This window comes from Streptomyces sp. NPDC015032 (assembly GCF_043080425.1).
Taxonomy (GTDB): Bacteria; Actinomycetota; Actinomycetes; order Streptomycetales; family Streptomycetaceae; genus Streptomyces.
The window spans coordinates 111726-130895 of record NZ_JBIBVN010000017.1; the positions used below are offsets into that span (position 1 = coordinate 111726).

Below are 19170 nucleotides of genomic sequence, written 5' to 3' on the forward strand. Positions count from 1 at the left end.
TGGGCTACTTGTTGTGGAACGTGGCGCCCTCGACGGTCACGTAGGCGACGGTCACCGTCGTGTCGGGGGAGGGCAGGACTCGGACCGCTTCGTCGGGGCCGGCCACGAGGACGGCTCCGCGGGGAACCGTGTGGCGTTTGCCGTCGCCGCGCAGGTACTGGCGGTCGGTGAGGTCGTTGTACCCGCCGACTGCTTCGAGTGCGGCCACGGGAGCGAGTTCGACCTCGGCGTCCCCGTCCACGGGGGACAGCACGTGCTGGTAGCGCCGTCGTGCGACCAGATGGTCTGTGGCCAGCGCGGGGGTGCGCTCCCGCATGGCCGTGAGCGAGTCGCCGACCGAGTACATGACACCGGGGAGCCGCCTGTCGGCGCGCAGCGCCTGGAGGGTGCGGTCCCACTTGGTCACGCCACCGAGGACCTCTTCGAGGTGAGCGTGGTCGCGGAAGATCCTCACGACGGGAACCCTTCGGTGTGGTGGGGTGCGGTCGTGGACAGGGACCGCAGGTCGAATGCGAAGCGGAACGGCTCGAAGCGGACCCGGTAGCGGTCCAGTACCTCGCTGCCCCAGGAGTTCGATCCGAGGCCGAGCACCCGGTGGTTGATGTTGACCGTCACGCGGTCCTCAGCCGCCAGGTCGGTGCGGTGGCGCGCGGCGTCGATCGCTTCTGCGGAGCAGGGCCAGGCGGAGAACGCGAAGGGGCCCGAGTCCGCCGCGCGCACGGCGAGGCCGTCGCCGTGCGGGTCGGTCAACGCCATCCAGCGCACGTCCCCGCGGTTGGCGCAGTCCTGGGGCACGACGTACGGGGTGAACATCTCATCGACCGTGCTGTGCCAGCGGCCGACCGTGGCGGCCGCGCGGGAGTCCGGGTAGTTCTCGCCGGGCCCCAGCCCGTACCAGTCGACGCGGCGCAGGTCGCCCGGGACCGCGAAGGACAGCCCGATCCGGGGCACGATGTCGCGGTAGTCACCGACGGGCTCGCCGGTGACGGCAAGCCGCACACCATCACTGGCCAGCGTCCAGGTGAGCGCGGCCTGCATGGCGATGTCGAGGGTGGGCGGTGCGATGCGGGCCAGGACTTCCACGACGACGGCACCGTTCTGCTCCCGCCACGACACCTCCCGCACCGAGGTCTGCATCAGCGACAGGAACCGCGGCGCCCAGAGTTCATCGTGTTCTTGCTGGTGGTTGTCCACGAGGGGTTTCCAGAACCCGACCCGGGGCGGTTCTGGAAGGAGTTCGCGGCCGTGGCTGCGCCACGACAGGTCGCCGGTGAGCAGGTCGACGGTGAAGTGGTCGGATGCCGGGGCCGTGACAAGGAGCGAGGTGCCCTCAGTACGGGCGATGACGGCCCCGGCGGGGGCGGTCGCCGCCGGCCGTCGCGGACGGTCGGCGACCAGCACCTGGTAGCGGCCCAGCTCGCGCATCGGCTCCGCCCACTCGTGTGCGGCGGTGGACAGGACACGGGCAGTCAGGTGCGTCTCACCGTATGCCGCGATGTCCGGGTGGACGGGCTCGCTCCACGACCCGCCGGGCGGCACGGGGCCGGGGGTGAGCGTGCGGGAGCCCACGACGCGCCCGTCGTGCAGCGTCTCCAGGACGACGACGACGTCACCAAGGTCGGTAAACCATCGCCGGTTGGTCACGGTGCACACACCGTCCGTGTAGTCGACGCGTACCGGGCAGATGACCTGCTTGTACTCGATCAGGCCAGGGCTCGGCTCCTGCCACGGGAAGACCAGGCCGTCGATGCAGAAGCTGCCGTTGTGCGGGGCGTCGCCGTGGTCGCCGCCGTAGGAGTGGTACTCGCGGCCGTCAGCCGTGGTCGCGATAAGGCCGTGATCGCACCACTCCCACACGAAGTGCCCCTGGATGCTGTCCCAGGTCTCGAACACCTGCTGGTACTCCGCGAGGCCGCCGGGGCCGTTGCCCATCGCATGCCCGTACTCACAGATGATGCGCGGCTTGGGGTGGGGGTGCTCGCCCAGGTCGTTCATCTGCGAGACACGGGAGTACATCGTGGAGATGACATCGACGACCTCGGCGTCCCGGTCCTCCTCGTAGTGCACCGGGCGGGAGGGATCGAGCTCGGTGCAGCGGCGGTACATGGCGGGGATGTTGCGTCCGTACCCGGATTCGTTGCCCAGCGACCACATGACGATCGAGGCATGGTTGCGCTGCGCCAGTACGTGCCGCTCGATCCGGTCGACGTACGCCGTCTGCCACGCCTCGTCGTCGGTGAGCCGGGACAGGTCGCCGACGTTCGCGAAGCCGTGTGTCTCCAGGTCTGTCTCGGCGACGACGAGCAGGCCGATCCGGTCGCACAGCTCGTAGAAGCGGGGGTCGTTGGGATAGTGCGCGGTGCGCACGGCGTTGATGTTGTGCTGCTTCATCAGATGCAGGTCTCGCTCGACGCGCGCCAGGCCCACGGCGCGCCCGCGGCGGTCGTCGTGGTCGTGCCGGTTGACGCCGTGCATCATGAACGGCGTGCCGTTGAGCAGAAGGCGGCCGCCGCTGATCGTCACCTCGGCCAGGCCGAGCCGGTGGGGCACATGCTCCACGGTCCCGTCGGGGCCGCGCACGACCAGGCGCATGTCGTACAGGAACGGTTCCTCGGGGTTCCAGAAGCGCGCATCTTCGACGTACAGCGTGGCGTCGATGCCCGGCGTAACGGGCCGCGACGCCACGAGGCGCTCGCCGTCGTACACCTCCCAGGTGACCTCGGGCCCTCCTGCGGTGCTCACGGACAGCACGACCTCGGCGCGGTCGCCGACGAGGCGGTACGTGCGGACTTGGAAGTCGGCGAGGTGCGTGGTGGGCCGGGTCAGCAGATAGCAGTCGCGGAAGATCCCGGACGCCCACCACATGTCCTGGTCCTCGAGGTAGGTGCCGTCCGAGTACTGCAGCACCTTGACGACCAGATGGTTCACACCGGCGTGGGCCACGTCCGTCACGTCGAACTCGGCGCTGAGCCGGGACCCCTTGGTCATCCCGACGAATGCGCCGTCCCAGTACACCTCGGCGTAGCTCTCCACCCCGTCGAACCGCAGCACGATCCGCTCACCGGGCGGGGCCTCGGGCAGGACGACGGTGCGCTGGTACACGCCGGTCGGGTTGTCGGCGGGCACGCGGGGCGGGTCGACCGGGAACGGATAGCCCTCGTCGGTGTACTGCAGCCGTCCATACCCGTCGGCCTGCCACAGGTGTGGCACGCGGACCCCGTCCCACCCGTCGGCAGGGGAGGCCAGTACCTTGGCCGGGACACGCGCGGGATGGTCGAAGAGCCGAAACCGCCACTCGCCGGTGAGATCGACGAAACCGCGCGAGCGCTGGCGGTCCATGGTCTGGGCAAGCTCGGCCGAGTCATAGCCGAAGAAGTAGGCCCGCGCAGGCAACCGGTGGCGGCCGGTGAGAGCGGGGTTCTCCCAGTCATGTGCACCAGAGGCGCCCGCAGACGACGATGAATCCGTGAAGCGGAGAGGCATAATCCGGAATGTAACCGGTTTCATCTGTGAGGGCAACACCCCGGGATCACGATGAGGATCCGCTACCGTCCCGCGCGACGGAGGCAACGGTGGTGTGGTGCACCGTCTGCGCGATACTGGCCTCGCAACAGTTCTGTCCGTCCTGACCACGGATGTCCCGCCCCCGCGAAAGGTCTTTGATGCCACCAGGCAGGCGCGGTGCCCCGCGTACCGTGACGATCGCCGACGTCGCCCGCGAGGCGGGCGTGTCCCGTGCGACCGTCTCCCGCGCGATCAACGACTCGGACCTCGTCACGGCCGAGACGAAGCGCGCCGTGCAGGAGGCGATCACACAGACCGGCTTCGTGATGAACGCGCGCGGCCGCGCTCTGGCCACCGGGCGCGCGGAGACGGTCGGAGTCCTGATCACCGAACCGCTGGACGAACTCTTCGACGACCCAACCTACGGCCGGGTGCTGCGTGGTGTCACGGAAGGGCTGGCGGGCAGCGGCTTCCTGCCGCTCATCGTTCAGGCATCCAGCGAGCCTGAGCGCGCCCTGGCGCTGCGCAGCTTCAGCCGCCGGTCAGTCGACGCGGTCATCCACCTCACGCCCTACCGGGGCAGCGACCTGCTGGGCTCCTTGGCGGGCACCGGGCTGCCGGTGGTCCTGTGCGGGCAGCTCGTCAACTCCCCCTACAAAGGCATCTTTTCCGCAGTCTACTCCGATGACGTGCGCGGAGCCCGCCTCGCCGCACAGCGGGTGGTCGCGGCAGGCCGCCGCCAAGTGGCCGCCGTCCTGGGACCCGCGGACAACCCGGCGACCGGCGACCGGCGGCGAGGGTACGAGGAGGTACTCGGGGACCGGTTGGACCCCTCGCGTGTCGTGCACACCGGCTGGGACAGTGCAGGCGGGCTCTCCGCGACGGCCCACCTGCTGGAGTCGCACCCCGACATCGACGCCATCCTCGCCGGATCGGACCGCATCGCTCTCGGAGCCCTCGCCGCCCTCCATGCCGCAGGGCGGCGCGTGCCCGAGGACGTCGCCGTCGTCGGCTTCGATGACCACACCATCGCCGCAAGCGCGTCACCACCCCTGACCACGATCGCGCAACCCCTCGCCCGAGAAGGGCAGCTCGCCGCCCAGCTGGCACTCGAGATGATCAACGGCGCCAGCCCGCGCACCGAAGTCCTCGAGATGCACCTGGTGCCCCGCCTGTCCGCCTGAACGGCCATACCGCCACCGTCTCTTCGCACTCTTCTCCGCGCTCGCCACCGTGACTGGACTCATCGCCCGCCACGCCCGGCGCTGACATTGCTTCGGCTCGGCCGACGGTCCGGCCCGTTCAGGCTGGGGAACTCCGCTGCCTGAATGGGCCAGGACAGGTGTCCGGTCTGCCGGGCCGACGGCGAGACGTTCGCCGGTGTCATCAGCGGGTGGTGGGGCGGGGCGGTAGCGGTGGGCGGCGACGTAAGCGCGGGCGCGGCCGTACTGGCGCTCGGTGGAGAACAGCCCGTAGCGGAGCTGTTGTTCGGGGTCGGTGGCCAGGGTGTCCTTGAACCGGCGGAACGCGCCGGGACCCTGGAGACTGATGTCGAGGAAGCGGGCCAGGAGCCGGTCTCCGAGGGCGGCGGTGAACTCGCGCATGTCACGGTAACCGTCCCGCGCGCCCTCACTGGCCACATACAGCCACCGCTCCTCCCCGTCCCCGTGCGCAGGGCCGGCCTCGTCCGGTTCGGATGCGTCCAGGCAGGCGTCGGGTTAGCAGACACCGGTGACACGGTCGATACGGCCACCGCCGAAGGCCGGGTCGCCTTCCAGCAGCATGGCAAGTTCCTCCAGGGCAACGGGGAGCGGCCGCAACGAGAGCGAGGCACCGGCCGCGGCCGTGTCGAGCTGGCCGGCGAGGATGTCATCGCCGGGCCAGTCCCGCTCGGACAGCGCCGCCGCACACGTATCCGCCACCCCGGCGGCCCCGTCACCCTCGACGGGGACGACATCCTCGTGGAGATCCCCCGCCTGGGCACCACGGTGGTGCGGGTGCGCCTCGGGGCCACGGCGCCACGGGGGTAGCGGAATAGCGCCTGGCGGGCGGCCCACGCTCTTCTCCGGAGGCCGGCGCCGTATGCGACGGGCACGCGGGAAACCCCCGGCGATGACGCCGGGAAGCCCTTGAAGAAAGAAGTCCCGCCAACTCCCGCACACCCCTGTGAACTTGACCCACTCGCCAGTAGCATCCGACCGGCCAGTAGCACGACGCCCGAGCAGCCCCCTCGAAAGGGTCTCCTGCATGCGCTTATCCTCCCGCGTCGCCCTCGCCGTGGCCGCCCTCCTGCTCGGCGTCCTCCCCGCGCAGGCCCAGGCCCACCCCGGCCGCGCCCCCGACCGGGTCACGGTCGGTGACCGCACCTTCATCGCCGACGGCCAAGGCCGCGCGCTCCAGTGGCGCGGCTTCAACCTCGCCGACAAGAGCAGCCGAGGCAGCAATGCGTTCGCCGGCATCCACGAGAGCGACCTCAAAGACATGGCCACCCGGGGCTTCAACCTCGCGCGCCTCGCGTTCTTCTGGGATGACCTCGAACCCACCCCCGGGCACTACGACCGCGGCTACCTCAGCAAGATGCGCCGCATCCTCGACTGGGCCGACCGCTATCACATCAAGGTCATCCTCGACGCCCACCAGGACGTATACGGCCCCCACTTCGGCTCCCGCGGCATGCCCGACTGGGCCACCCGCGACGAGGGGTTGCCGTTCGAGCCGATACCCGACGACTGGTTCTCCGAGTACTTCGAGCCATCCGTACAGACCGCCTTTGACCACCTGTACAAGGACACCGACCTCCGCGCCGCGCACGCTCGCATGTGGATGACGGTCGCCTTCGCCCTGGGCAGGCACCCGGCGCTGCTCGGGTACGACCTGATGAATGAGCCGTTCGCGAAGTTCCTCGAAGGCGAAGACCTCCCCACCGCCGCGGCCCGCTTCGAGTCCACCGAGCTCACCGAGTTGTGGAACCGCCTTGCCCGCGCGATCCGCCTGGTCGACCACAGGTCGTGGGTATTCGTCGAACCAACCGTCATCGTCGGTACCGGTGTCCCCACCCAGATGGGCCACATCGACGACCCTCACGCCGGCTACGCGCCGCACTTCTACCAGACCGCGATGGAAACCGGCGCCGACTACGACCCCAACGGCACCTTCATCCCCGACTACGAGGCCGCGATCAGCGACTACCCGACCCGTCACCGCATGCCGGTGATCGTGGGTGAGTGGGGCGCCAACCCCGACATTCCGCACGGAAGCCAGTTCGTCACCGACATGACGGCCTCCCTGGACCGCTTCTCCAGTGGCTGGACGTGGTGGCAGTGGTGCCGGGGCGGCAGCTACTGCTTCCTCGACCAGACGGGCGCCTCGAAGCCCAACGCCCAGCTGCTCGTCCAGCCGTACGCGCAGGCCGTCGCGGGCGACCCGCTCACGTTCGCGTACGACCCGGCCACCCGCACCTACACGCTCACCTTCCGCACCCGCGACAACGCGGAGGGGCCCACCCGGATCACCGTGCCCAGGGACACCTACCCAGGCGGCTACCGCGTCGATATCCAAGGCGGCAAGGCCCGTTGGGACGACCACGGCCAGACCGTCACCGTGCGCACCCACGGCAGGACCGGAGCCACCTACAGGGTCACGATCAGCCCGAGGTAGGGCGTCGTCAAGTTAACTGTGGGTGGCTGGGTGGGGGTGTGTCAGGTCGTGGTAGGGCCGGGGGCGGTGGTTGTGGTCAGGCCTTTGCAGGCGGGGCAGTGACGCCGGTGATGTGGTTCCGGATGGTGAAGCGGTGCTGCATCTCGGTGCGGTGGCCGGAGGTGGTGAGGAGGTGGTGCCGGGGCCGGAAGTGGGGCGAGATCTCACTGAACGCGGCAAGGAACTTCTGCGCGGAGCGGGGCGAGCGGAAGCCTTTCATGGCCCGTTCGCGTTGCCTTGCCGGCTGGTGGCTGTTCTCGGCCCGATTGTTCAGGCCCTTGTGGCTGCGGTGTTCGACGGAGGACATCAGGTGTTGGTGGGCCGGCCCGTAGGAGCGGCACTTGTCAGTCACCAGCACCCTGGGGGCCCGGCACTGCTTCTTCATCGGCTTGGCCAGGAACCGCTTCGCGGCCTTCGCGTCCCGCTTGGACTGGACGAGGACGTCGAGGACGTTTCCGTCCTGGTCAACGGCTCGCCATAGGTACTGCCGCGCGCCGTTGACCTTGATGAACACCTCGTCCAGGTGCCACTTGTCGCCGGCCGGGGGCCGACGGCGGCGTAAGGAGGCGGCGTACTCAGGGCCGAACCGGTCGCACCACTGGTGGATCGTCTCGTGGGAGACGATGATCCCGCGGGCCAGAAGAAGCTCCTCGACCTCGCGGAAAGAGAGCGGGAAACGGTGGTACAGCCACACCGCGTGGGAGATGATCTCCGCCGGGAACCGGAACCGCTTGTACGACGGCGGCGTGTCCACGAGCAACCCCTCCCCGAGACGATCTCCACGACGATCATCTCAAGCCCCACCGCTCAACCTGACAAAGCCCCCCGGCATGGTGCACATGGTTCGGCGGGGCCGATCCCAGCGGCGGCGCTGCTTGCTCGGATCAAATATGGGGGCGGGCAAGCCAGTTGCCGCGGCGTCCACGACCGGTCCGTTTTGGGAAGTGTTCACGTTGCGCACTGCTCGCCGATCCGGCGGTTTGCCGATCCGGCGGCTTTCCGTATCGGCTCGGCGTAATGCGTCAGATCGTGCTGGGAGAAACGCATAGTGGGGACCGCCACCGTGATGGCGCCCACGGGGCGGTCGTGTGAGTCCCGCAGGCAGGCGCCCACACCAGCCACGCCTTCTTCGGTCTCCTCCAGGCTTACCCCGTAGCCGCGGTGCCGGACCTCCGCCAGATGGCTCGCGAGCTCGCCGACCGTGAAGATCTTCGCCGTGGGCCAGCGGGGCAGGCCGTCGCGGTGCACCTCCTCCACTTCGGCCGGATCGAGTGCGGCCAGGATTGCTTTGCCTCCGGCAGAGCAGTACGCCGGCATCGTGCCGTTGTTCCGCAGTCCGACACGGAGCATCTGCTCGCTCTCGACGCCGTCGAGGAAGCGGATGTAAGTGCCCTGGAGCACCATGAGGTTCGCCGATTCGCCAAGTTGGAGCTGCAGTTCTTCCAGGGCCGGGCGCGCCGCCTTCTTCAGGGCGGTGTGTGAGACGGCGATTGGTTTCCATTGGTTGAGGGCCGGGCCGGCCCAGTACAGGCGCTGTTCGTCCTGCCGGGCGAACCCGCGGTAGCACAGCGCGCCGAACAGTCTGTGCGCCGTTGAGGGAGCAACACCCAGTTTCTCCGCGGCGGTCTTCACACTCAGGCGGTGGCCGGACTGGAGCATCGCGAGCAGTTGGAGGGCCCGGTCGACGGACTCGATCGGATACGACGGCATCTGGTTCTGCATAACAGAATTAGAACACTGAACCATTGCGCTGGCCAGAAGGTCGAGGGCAGCATGCTCGTCACAGCGCTCCGGTCAGCCGCCAAAAGTGGGACCTCCCGGAGCCGCCTCCCGCCTCGCGCAGCAACGCCCCCTTGCTGGGGCCCGGGCCTACTGGGTCGGCAAAGCGCGCGGGGCTGCCGCCCCCGAGCACCGGAGGCAGCACCCCCTTCTCCCATCCACCCCCTGCCTCCACCCGATGAAGGAGTCCATCGCCATGGCCGATGCCTACTGGGATGCCGAGTTCGACACTATGCCGTGGGACGAGTTGAGGACGTGGCAGCGCGGCCAGTTCGCCGCCTTCCTGACCAGCCTGGCCAAGAGCTCCCCCTTCTACGCCCAGCGGCTCGACGGGGTCCCCCTCGGCCAGGCGGGATCAACCGCTGTCTGGGCAGCGGTCCCGTTCACGACCAAGGACGACCTGCGCGCGGGTCAGCAGGCGGCCACCACCGATGCCCTCCTCGGCGATCTGCAGGGCGTCGACAACGGTGACATCGTCCAAGTGGTCGCGTCCTCCGGGACCACCGGAATCCCCGTTTTCTTCGGCCTCACTGATGCGGACCGCCGGAGCTGGCTGGACAGCGTCGCCAATATGTTCTTCACGGCCGGTGTCCGCCGCGACAGCGTGGTCGCGCTGACCACCGGCATGCCCCTGGTGGCGGGCGGCATGCCGTACGCCGACGCGGTGCGCCGGATCGGCGCCACCCTCGTGTGGGTCGGTGGCCAGACGACGGCCCGGATGGCAACGATCATGCAGAAGCTCAAGGTCGACACACTGATCGGTACCGCCTCCTTCGCTACGTTCTTCGCCGGCCGCTGCGAGGAGGTCCTCGGCGTCCCGGCGGACCAGCTCTCGGTGCGCACCGTCATCGCGGGCGGGGAGCCGGGCATGGGCCAGGAGGCGATGCGCGAACGGGTGCGCAGTGGCTGGGGCGCGGACCGGATCAGCGAGGTAATGGGGCTCTGCGACGTCATGCCCGGCATGTGGGCCGAGTGTCCCGAAGGCCGCGGCATGCACTTCACCGCCGGCCGTAACGTCTTCGTCGAGCTCATCGACCCCACGACGGGTGAGCCCGTGTCCTGGGAGCTCGACGCCCACGGCGAGGCCGTCTACACCACCTTCACACGCCAGGCCACCGCGGTCGTGCGGTTCCGGTCCCGCGACCACGTCCGGGTCGTGAGCACGGACTGCCCGTGCGGCCGTACCTCGCCGCTGATCCGCTGCGTCGGCCGCACCGACGACATGCTGATCTACAAGGCCATGAACGTGTTCCCCAGCGCCATCCGGGACGTCGTAGTGGACGGCTTCGCCGCCGAGATCTCCGGTCCGCTACGGCTGCGCAAGGCGCACGCCGACCAGGTCCGCTTCGATGAGGCGATCCCACTGGAGATCGAACTGCCCGAGGGCCGCGCGCCCGGATCCGCCGGCGACCTGGCTGCCCGCATCGAGACGGCGGTGCTCGAGCAGTTGCGGGTGCGGGTCGCCATCGAGTTCCTTCGGCACGGCGCCATCCCCCTCGGCGAGTACAAGAACGCCCTGACCTATGTCCGGCAATGACCCCTCCCGGCCGGCCCCACCCGATTTCCCACCCGCACGGACACAGGGAGAGTTTCATGGACCTCTTGGTGGAAATCCGTCAGTCCCGGATGAGCCGCTTCCAGATCAGAGCGGTCGCGGTGGCCCTCGTGCTTATCCTCATCGACGGCTTCGACGTTTCCGTCATGGCGTATGCGGCGCCCAGCCTGTCGCACGCCTGGCACATCGACGCGGTGACACTCGGCTATCTGCTGAGCGCCGGCCTGCTCGGCATGGCCGCCGGGTCTGTCCTCCTCACCCCGGCGGCGGACCGCATCGGCCGCCGCAAGCTGACGCTGCTTTCCATGACAATCGTCAGCATGGGCATGGTGCTGTCGGTCTTCAGCCAGGACGCAAACCAACTGATGGCCTTCCGTGCGCTGACCGGGTTCGGCGTTGGCGGCATGATGGCCAACCTGAACGTCCTGGTATCCGAGTACGCGTCGGACAAGAGCCGCGGGTCCGTCATCGGCATCTATGCCGCCGGGTATCCCATCGGGGCCACGGTGGGAGGCTTCGTCGCCAACCCGCTGATCACGCACTTCGGTTGGCGTGCGGTATTCGTGACGGGGGCAGCCCTCAGCGTGATCCTGCTCGTGATCACCTGGCGCTGTCTGCCCGAATCGCTGGACTTCCTGCTCACCTGCCGCCCCGCCGACGCGCTCGGCAGAACCAACGCGATCCTGGCGAAACTGGGCCACCCGGCCCTGACCGAGTTGCCGGTGCGGCAGGAGATGCAGCGTCCGCAGGGCGCCGCACGGCAGATCCTGACGGGGACCACTCGCTCACAGACTTTCAAGCTCTGGGCCGGCTACGGCTGCCTGGTGGCGGCGTACTACTTCGCCAACACCTGGATGCCGAAAATCATGGCCTCCGTCTCGGGTGATGATGCGCTGGGCGTCACCGTGGGAACGGTCGCCAACCTGGGTGGCATCATCGGCTGTTTCCTCTTCAGCGCCCTCGCCCGCCGATGGCACAGCCGACTCCTCCTGGCCGGCGCGCTGACCGCGGCGACCGTCTCCTACGCGCTGTTCGGACAGATCTTCGGACACATGGGTGTGGCCATGGCCGTAGTGGCACTCCTGGGGTTGCTGACCACCGCGGCCATCGCCGGGTTCTACACCGTGGCACCGAGCTTGTACGCCCCCGCCGCCCGCGCCACCGGCATGGGATGGATGATCGGCATTGGGCGGCTGGTGTCCATCTTCGCGCCCATCCTGGTCGGCTACCTCCTCTCCGGAGGATGGGCCCCACAGAAGATCTTCTTCCTCTTCACCATCCCCCTGCTTGCCTCCCTGGTGTGCGTCGTAGCGGTGAGAAAACCGCAGCCGCGGGAACTGTCTCCCGAACCAGTGGCCGCAGCATCCGAGTAGTCCGCAGGCCTCAGTACAGCCGCACGCCGGGCCGGCCAAAGGTCCATCAGGATGCGCGGTCGGGGCAGCCGACCGGCGACATCGATGAAGACGACGCCACGCACATCTGCCAGTTCCTGATGCGGCCATCGCTCCATGGGAGAAAGCTCTGCACGCCTGGTGGATTTGGAGCCCGACGACCACCAGGCCGTCGTTGGAGTACGTCACCCCCTTGTACGGCACCGCTGAAACGGTACGAGACGCGCGTCGGGCCCGGTCTCTGTGGGAGGCCGGACCTGTGCCGGGGAGGCGCTGCCGGCTACCGGCGGCGCGCAAGAACCTTGACCCAGCCCTTGGTTGGCCGCTCCTGGCTGTCAACGGCGGGTGCGGGCGCGTGGTCCGGCTGCGGCAGCCGGACTTCGCGCCCGGCCGCGACCTTCGAGCCGGCCGCCGGGCGCGACGCTGTCCTGCTCAAGCAGGTCTACGCGTACGGGACACGACACCGGCCCGTACGGCGACAATGCCGTCGTCATCCGTATGTGCGCGCTCAAGTAGCCGGCCGCGGTGGCCCGCGCACTCCTCGCGCGGGTCGCGACGGGGGCGGGTGTGTCCGGTCAGGACAGGGACCGCCATGCCTCGTTCAGCGCCTCCCGGAACGCGTCGGTCTCCTCGACGCTCAGGCCGCTGGTCATGCGCTCCTCGAGGCGGCGTGCCGACTCGGCGTACTCGGAGAGCAGTTGCCGCCCGGGCGCTGCGAGCAGGATGAGGCGCTCGCGGCGGTTGGCGGGGTTGGGTTCGCGGTGGATCAGGCCGCGGCTCTCCAGGGCGCGGACCATGTCGGCCATGGACTGGGCGGTGACGAAGGAGTCGCGGGCGAGCTGCGCTGCGGAGATCCCGTCGTGCCGCTCCAGCACGGTGAGGGCGGTGTACTGCAGTGCCGTGACCCCGGCGGGCTTGAGTAGCTCCTCCAGGCGGGCGCGCACTGCCAGCTCCGTCCTCTTGACCAGGTAGAGCAGTGACGTGCTCACGTTCTTCCTCCCGTCGTGTCGGTCCGCGTGGGGCGGCGGCCGTCCCACCTTAGAGCATTGACAGGAATCCTGCTGATTGTTCAGACTGGCGGTCATCAGGATTCCTGTCGATCCCGGCTCGGGCCGGCGTTTCGGCATTCCTCGTCCATCACTCACGAGAGGCACCTTTCATGGATCTTCAGGGCAAGGTCGCTGTCGTCACCGGCAGCGGACGCGGTCTCGGACTGGCATACGCGCAGGCCCTCGCCGCCGCCGGAGCCGCCGTCGTCGTCAACGACGTCGGCAAGGACGTGGTGGACGCCGCCGTCGCCTCGATCACGTCCGAGGGGGGCAGGGCGACCGGCGTTGTCGCGGCCGTGGGCGACAGCGAGGCCGCCCGGCAGCTCGTCGACGTGGCGGTCGAGGAGTTCGGGCGCCTGGACGTGCTCGTCACCAATGCCGGCATCCTGCGCGACCGTGTGCTGTGGAAGATGACCGACGAGGACTTCGACGACGTGGTCCGGGTCCATCTGCGCGGCACCTTCACCTGCGCCCGCGCCGCCGCCGTCCGCATGCGCGAGCAGGGCACCGGCGGCCGGCTCGTCCTCATCTCCTCCCCGGCCGGCCAGCGCGGCAACTTCGGCCAGACCAACTACGCCGCCGCCAAGGCGGGCATCGTCGCCATGGCCCGCACCTGGGCCATGGAACTGGGCCGTGCCGGCATCACCGTCAACGCCGTCGTGCCGGTCGCCGCCACCGAGATGACCAAGACCATCCCGGCGTTCGCCCCGGTCATCGAGGAGTCCGAGCGCACCGGCGTCCCGCTGCCGGACTGGCTGCGCAAGGACGAGGGCCTCGGCACCGTCGAGGACGTCGCCGCCCTGATCACCTTCCTCGCCTCGGACGACTCCGACGGGGTCACCGGCCAGGCCATCGGCATCGGCGGCGACCGGCTCGCCCTGTGGGCGCACCCCAAGGAGAAGGCGGTCGCCTTCGCCGACGGCGGGTGGAGCGCCGATGTCATCGCTGCTGAGTGGCTGGACGGCGTCGGCGCCGACCCCGAGACCTACGGCATTCCCGCGCCCCAGGCCCCGGAGGCGTGACATGGGCGACCTCGCACTCGACCTCGACCGGCTCACCGCCATCGACGTGCACACGCACGCGGAGATCTCCAAGGACGGCCACGGGGCCCTGAGCCCGGAGTTGTTCGGCGCCTCCGAGGAGTACTTCAAGGCGCACGGTCACCGGCAGCCGACCATCGATGAGACGGCCGCCCACTACCGTGAACGCCGCATGGCCGCGGTGGTGTTCACGGTGGACGCCGAGCACGCCACGGGCCACCCCCGCATCCCCAACGAGGAGGTCGCCGAGAGCTGCGCCGCCCACGCCGACGTGCTCATCCCGTTCGCGAGCGTCGACCCCCACAAGGGCCGGGCGGGCGTGCGGGAGGCCCGTCGCCTGGTGGAGGAGCACGGGGTGCGCGGGTTCAAGTTCCACCCCAGCATCCAGGCGTTCTCCCCGAACGACCGGATGGCGTACCCGCTCTACGAGGCCATCGAGGAACTCGGCGTGCCCGCGCTGTTCCACACCGGCCAGACCGGCATCGGTGCCGGCGTCCCGGGCGGCGGCGGCATCCGGCTGAAGTACTCGAACCCGATGCTCGTCGACGACGTCGCCGTGGACTTCCCCGAGCTGCGGATCGTCCTGGCCCATCCGTCGTTCCCCTGGCAGGACGAGGCCCTGGCCGTGGCCACGCACAAGCCACACGTGTACATCGACCTGTCGGGCTGGTCGCCGAAGTACTTCCCGCCGCAGCTGGTGCGGTACGCCAACACGCTGCTCAAGGACAAGGTGCTCTTCGGCTCCGACTACCCGGTCATCACGCCCGACCGGTGGCTCGCCGACTTCGGGAAGCTTGACATCAAACCCGAGGTCCGGCCGAAGATCCTCAAGGACAACGCCGCCCGCCTGCTTGGTCTGACCACGGGCTGAAGGAGACGCCGTGCTGAATCAAGGCATCGGCTCCTGGCCGGCGCGCCGGGCCCGCAAGACCCCCGACCGGGTGGCCGTCGTCCACGAGGACCGCACTCTGACCCACCGCGAGCTGCACCTGCGCGTGCTGCGCCTCGCCCACGCCCTGCGCGCGCTCGGCGTGTCGCGGGGCGACCGGATCGCGTACCTCGGGCCCAACCACCCTGCCTTCCTGGAGACCCTGTTCGCCGCCGGGACGCTGGGGGCGGTCTTCGTCCCGCTCAACACCCGGCTCGCGGCGCCGGAGCTGGCCCACAACCTGTCCGACTCGGGCAGCGTCGTCCTCGTCCACGCCCCCGAGCAGGCCGCCGCGGCCCGTGCCGCGGCGGACGAGGCGGGCGTACGGCAGCGGATTGCGCTCACCGGCCCCGACAGGGACGGAGCCCTCGGCTACGAGGAACTGCTCGCCGGCGCCGGGACCGGCCCGCTGGACGAGGCCGTGGTGCCCGAGGACCCGTGCATGATCATGTACACCTCCGGGACCACGGGCCGTCCCAAGGGCGCCGTCCTCTCCCACGCCAACATCACCTGGAACAGTGTCAACGTCCTCGTCGACACCGACCTGTCCGGTGACGAGGTCACCCTCGTCATGGCCCCGCTGTTCCACACCGCCGGGCTCAACATGACCTGCCTGCCGACCCTGCTCAAGGGCGGCCGGGTGGTCCTCCTCGGCGCCTTCGACGCCGAGCGCGTCCTGGAGCTGATCGAGGACCTGCGCGTGACGTACATGTTCGGCGTCCCCACGATGTACGACGCCATGGCCGCCCGACCCCGCTGGGCGACCACGGAGCTGTCCAGCCTGCGTACCCTCAACTGCGGCGGCGCCCCAGTGCCCGCCCGCACCATCGCCGCGTACCTCGACCGCGGCCTCGCCTTCAGCCAGGGCTATGGCATGACCGAGGCGTCCCCCGGCGTTCTTTTCCTGGACCGGGAACAGACCTCGGCCAAGGCCGGCTCCGCCGGGGTGCCGCACTTCTTCACCGACACTCGCGTCGTGCTCCCGGACGGCCGCGAGGCCGGATCGGGCGAGCGCGGCGAGATCCTGGTCCAGGGCCCCCACGTCATGACCGGCTACTGGGAACGGCCCGGGGTCACCGAGGCGGCTTTCACCCACGAGAACGACGGCGGGCGCTGGCTGCGCACCGGAGATGTCGCCCGGCTGGACGGGGACGGCTACGCGTACATCGTCGACCGGGTCAAGGACATGTTCGTCTCCGGCGGCGAGAACGTGTACCCGGCCGAGGTCGAGGACGTGCTCCTCACCCACCCCGCCGTCGCCGAGTGCGCCGTCATCGGCGTACCCGACGCGGTCTGGGGTGAGGTCGGCCGCGCCGTCGTCGTCCTCCGGCCCGGCGCCCGCGCCGACGAGGACGAGATCCTCGGCCACCTCCACGGTCGGCTCGCCAAGTACAAGGTCCCCAAGTCCCTCGTCCTGACCGGGGAATTGCCCCGTACGGCCTCCGGCAAGATCATCAAGGCCGCCGTGCGCAACGCGTACGCGGACGGTCCCGGAGACCGTCCGCACGCCTGACAGGCGCCCGGCACCCCACCTCTGCGGGCGGCGTCCCTCGTCGCCCGCGCCATCGGAAGGATCCGCCATGCCCACCACCGCCCACGGCCTCGACGAGCTCAAGGCACTCACCGGAGCCGCCCTCGGCTGCACCGACTGGCTCGACATCACCCAGGAGCGGGTGAACACTTTCGCCGACGCCACCGACGACCACCAGTGGATTCACACGGACCCGGAGAAGGCCAAAGACGGCCCGTTCGGCGGCCCGATCGCCCACGGCTACCTCACCCTCTCCCTCATCATCCCGCTCTTCGGTGAACTGCTGGAGATCACCGGGACCTCCATGAGCGTCAACTACGGCCTGGAGAAGGTCCGTTTCCCCAGCCCCGTGCCGGTCGGCGCGAAGATCCGTCTGCACGGCGCCGTCGGCACCGTGGAGGAGGTCAAGGGCAACGGCGTGCAGATGCCGCTGACGTTCACCGTCGAGGTCGAGGGCAGCGAGAAGCCGGCCTGCGTCGCGGAGGCGGTCTACCGCCACTACGCCTGACGGACAGCTGTCGGCTCCGGGTCGGCGGCCTTCCAACCGCACGAAAGGGGCGCGGTACCGGGACCACTTGGGTACCGGTACCGCGCCCCTTTCGTCCTGCCACGAACGTACGCAGACGAGCCCGGCGCCTTGGAATCGCACGCACCAGACCGCGTCCGCTACCCGGTCGAAGGTCACCCGGCAGGCTCTCAGCCGGCGCGGCCGCAGCGCTCGGTGTCGATCTCGGGCAGCGTGGCCTCGTTGTAGCGGGCCCCGTGCACCGTTGTGGCGTTCAGCACTCGTCCTGCCGCGTTGAGCACCTCGGCGGGTATCTCGGCGTCGAGTACGGACAGGTTCTCCCTCAGGTGGTCCACCGACCGGGTCCCCGGGATGGCCACGATGTGAGGTCCCCGGGAGAGGACCCAGCCGAGAGCCAGCTGGGGCAGGGTGAGCCCGGCCTCGTCGGCGATCTTCTCCAGATCGCCCCGCAACGTCAGGTTGGCCGGATAGTGGCGCTCGTCGAAGCGGGGCATGTTCCGCCGGATGTCGTCGGCGGGAAGGACTGCCAGGTCCGGCGGGGCGGCCGTGAGGAACCCCCGGGCCAGCGGGCTGAACGCCACCAGGGAGACGCCAAGTTCACGGGCTGCCTCCAGCGTCCCTTGCTCCGGATTGCGCGACCACAGGCTGTACTCGTTCTGCAGCGCGGCGATCGGATGCACGGCGTGGGCCCGCCGCAGAGTCGCGGCGGACACCTCGGACAGGCCGAGCGCCCGTACCTTGCCGGCCTCGACGAGCCCGGCCATCGCCCCGACGCTCTCCTCCACCGGCACCCGCGGGTCGAGCCGGTGCAGGTAGTAGAGGTCGATGGCATCGGTACGCAGCCGGGCCAGCGCCTCGTCGGCGGTACGCCGCAGGGTCTCGGGCCTGCCGTCGATGACACGTCGGCCACCGACACCGGTCATGCCGCACTTGCTGGCCAGCACGATCCGGTCCCGGTGGCCGGCGAGTGCCCGGCCGACCAGCTCCTCGTTGGCGCCGAAGCCATAGAGCGCGGCGGTGTCGAAGAGTGTGATGCCCTCCTCCAGCGCCGTCAGGAGCAGCTGCTCGGCGTCCTCTGCCGAGGGCGCGACTCCGTAGGCGTGGCTCAGGTTCATGCAGCCCAGGCCGAGCGCCGGCACCTCGAAGGGGCCGATCCGGCGCGACGCGCGGCCCGGGGCCGCTTCCGTCGTCGTGGTCACGGGCGGGAGAAGGAGTCGAGCTGCTGCTCCAGCGCCGCCAGCGTCCGGTAGCAGGCCATCACCTGGGCGATGGAGGAGTTCGGCTCGCGGCCCTCGCGGATGGCGGCGACGAACTCGCGGTCCTGGAGCTCGATGCCGTCCATGGACACATCGACACCGCTGACGTCGATCGGCTCGTCCTTGCCGGTGACGAGGTCGTCGTACCGGGCGATGTACGTACCCGTGTCACCGATGTAACGGAAGAAGGTACCGAGCGGCCCGTCGTTGTTGAACGACAGGGACAGGGTGCAGATGGCGCCGTTCTCCGCGCGCAGCTGGATGGACATGTCCATCGCGATGCCGAGCTCGGGGTGAATCGGGCCCTGGACGGCGTTGGCCTGCACGACCGGCGAACCGGTCTGGTAGGCGAACAGGTCGACGGTGTGCGCGGCGTGGTGCCACAGCAGGTGGTCGGTCCAGGACCGCGGCCGGCCGAGGGCGTTGAGGTTCGTACGACGGAAGAAGTACGTCTGCACGTCCATCTGCTGGATGCCGAGCTCGCCGGCCCGGATCCGCTGCCGCACCCACTGGTGGCTGGGGTTGAAGCGGCGGGTGTGCCCCACCATCCCGACCAGCCCGGTGCGCTGCTGCGCCTTCAGGCAAGCCTCGGCGTCGCCGAGCGAGGCGGCCAGCGGAATCTCGACCTGGACGTGCTTGCCCGCTTCGAGACACGCCAGCGTCTGCTCGGCGTGCATCGGCGTGGGCGTGGCGAGGACGACGGCGTCGATGTCGTCCATGGCCAGCACCTCGTCGAGAGTGGCGACGCCACGGCCGATGCCCTGCTCCGCAGAGAACTTCCGGGCGTTCTCCAGCGAACTGCTCACCACGGCGGCCACCTCGACGCCCTCGATCCGCCGGAGCGCGGCGGCGTGCTTGGCGCCAAAGGCGCCACCTCCGGCCAAAGCAACCCGGAGGGTTCGGTCGTCAGTCATG

16 protein-coding genes are annotated in these 19170 nt (G+C 69.6%); 9 read left to right on the forward strand and 7 right to left on the reverse strand.

The genetic code is table 11. The features are described 5' to 3' along the window. Positions 1-4 precede the first annotated feature (4 nt). Positions 5-454, reverse strand: coding sequence for a hypothetical protein (locus ACF08M_RS23590; protein WP_392187239.1), 450 nt, complete (start codon positions 452-454; stop codon positions 5-7). Beyond that, entirely contained in the window at positions 451-3483 is a 3033-nt protein-coding gene (locus ACF08M_RS23595; protein ID WP_392187240.1) for a glycoside hydrolase family 2 TIM barrel-domain containing protein, read from the reverse strand. The genes ACF08M_RS23590 and ACF08M_RS23595 overlap by 4 nt, the downstream gene beginning before the upstream one ends. Positions 3484-3695: 212 nt before the next feature. Between ACF08M_RS23595 and ACF08M_RS23600 the strand changes: the two genes are divergently transcribed. The 3 genes from ACF08M_RS23600 to ACF08M_RS23610 all read left to right on the forward strand — a co-directional run bounded on the left by ACF08M_RS23600 (position 3696) and on the right by ACF08M_RS23610 (position 7161). After that, the gene (locus ACF08M_RS23600; RefSeq protein ID WP_392187241.1) at positions 3696-4688 is read left to right on the forward strand and encodes a LacI family DNA-binding transcriptional regulator; all 993 of its coding nucleotides are present in this window, start codon (positions 3696-3698) and stop codon (positions 4686-4688) included. Positions 4689-4832: 144 nt separating this feature from the next. After that, positions 4833-5534 (forward strand): hypothetical protein, encoded by a 702-nt coding sequence (locus ACF08M_RS23605; RefSeq protein WP_392187242.1) that lies wholly within the window; start codon positions 4833-4835, stop codon positions 5532-5534. Positions 5535-5751: 217 nt separating this feature from the next. Beyond that, positions 5752-7161: a cellulase family glycosylhydrolase gene (locus ACF08M_RS23610; RefSeq protein ID WP_392187243.1), complete on the forward strand. Its 1410-nt coding sequence runs from the start codon at positions 5752-5754 to the stop codon at positions 7159-7161. 76 nt (positions 7162-7237) lie between these two features. Here ACF08M_RS23610 and ACF08M_RS23615 read toward each other — a convergent pair whose 3' ends face one another. Together ACF08M_RS23615 and ACF08M_RS23620 are read right to left on the reverse strand one after the other, a co-directional pair. Continuing rightward, positions 7238-7960, reverse strand: coding sequence for an IS6 family transposase (locus ACF08M_RS23615; protein ID WP_392187244.1), 723 nt, complete (start codon positions 7958-7960; stop codon positions 7238-7240). A 188-nt stretch (positions 7961-8148) separates the two neighbouring features. After that, on the reverse strand, positions 8149-8922 hold the full coding sequence (locus tag ACF08M_RS23620) for an IclR family transcriptional regulator (RefSeq protein WP_392187245.1): 774 nt from the start codon (positions 8920-8922) through the stop codon (positions 8149-8151). A 253-nt stretch (positions 8923-9175) separates the two neighbouring features. On the opposite strand from ACF08M_RS23620, the gene ACF08M_RS23625 reads away from it, so the two are divergent. Both ACF08M_RS23625 and ACF08M_RS23630 read left to right on the forward strand, forming a co-directional pair. Next, positions 9176-10516: a phenylacetate--CoA ligase family protein gene (locus tag ACF08M_RS23625; protein WP_392187246.1), complete on the forward strand. Its 1341-nt coding sequence runs from the start codon at positions 9176-9178 to the stop codon at positions 10514-10516. 56 nt (positions 10517-10572) lie between these two features. After that, a complete protein-coding gene (locus ACF08M_RS23630; protein ID WP_392187247.1) occupies positions 10573-11907 on the forward strand; it encodes an MFS transporter in 1335 nt (444 codons plus the stop codon). A gap of 593 nt (positions 11908-12500) precedes the next feature. Here the strand turns inward: ACF08M_RS23630 and ACF08M_RS23635 are convergent. Next, complete coding sequence (locus ACF08M_RS23635) at positions 12501-12914, reverse strand: MarR family winged helix-turn-helix transcriptional regulator (protein WP_392187248.1); 414 nt, start codon at positions 12912-12914, stop codon at positions 12501-12503. A gap of 170 nt (positions 12915-13084) precedes the next feature. Between ACF08M_RS23635 and ACF08M_RS23640 the strand changes: the two genes are divergently transcribed. From ACF08M_RS23640 to ACF08M_RS23655, 4 genes are all read left to right on the forward strand, one after another. Next, entirely contained in the window at positions 13085-13996 is a 912-nt protein-coding gene (locus tag ACF08M_RS23640; protein ID WP_392187249.1) for an SDR family oxidoreductase, read from the forward strand. Between the two features lies 1 nt (position 13997). Then, positions 13998-14885, forward strand: coding sequence for an amidohydrolase family protein (locus tag ACF08M_RS23645; RefSeq protein WP_392187250.1), 888 nt, complete (start codon positions 13998-14000; stop codon positions 14883-14885). Positions 14886-14895: 10 nt separating this feature from the next. Continuing rightward, positions 14896-16455, forward strand: coding sequence for a long-chain fatty acid--CoA ligase (locus ACF08M_RS23650; protein WP_392187251.1), 1560 nt, complete (start codon positions 14896-14898; stop codon positions 16453-16455). 67 nt (positions 16456-16522) lie between these two features. Beyond that, positions 16523-16981, forward strand: coding sequence for a MaoC family dehydratase (locus ACF08M_RS23655; RefSeq protein WP_392187252.1), 459 nt, complete (start codon positions 16523-16525; stop codon positions 16979-16981). A 188-nt stretch (positions 16982-17169) separates the two neighbouring features. Here the strand turns inward: ACF08M_RS23655 and ACF08M_RS23660 are convergent, their stop codons facing one another. Both ACF08M_RS23660 and ACF08M_RS23665 read right to left on the reverse strand, forming a co-directional pair. Next, positions 17170-18198: an aldo/keto reductase gene (locus tag ACF08M_RS23660; RefSeq protein ID WP_392187253.1), complete on the reverse strand. Its 1029-nt coding sequence runs from the start codon at positions 18196-18198 to the stop codon at positions 17170-17172. After that, entirely contained in the window at positions 18195-19169 is a 975-nt protein-coding gene (locus ACF08M_RS23665) for a Gfo/Idh/MocA family oxidoreductase (RefSeq protein WP_392187254.1), read from the reverse strand. Before ACF08M_RS23665 ends, ACF08M_RS23660 begins: the two co-directional genes overlap by 4 nt. Position 19170: the final 1 nt, after the last annotated feature.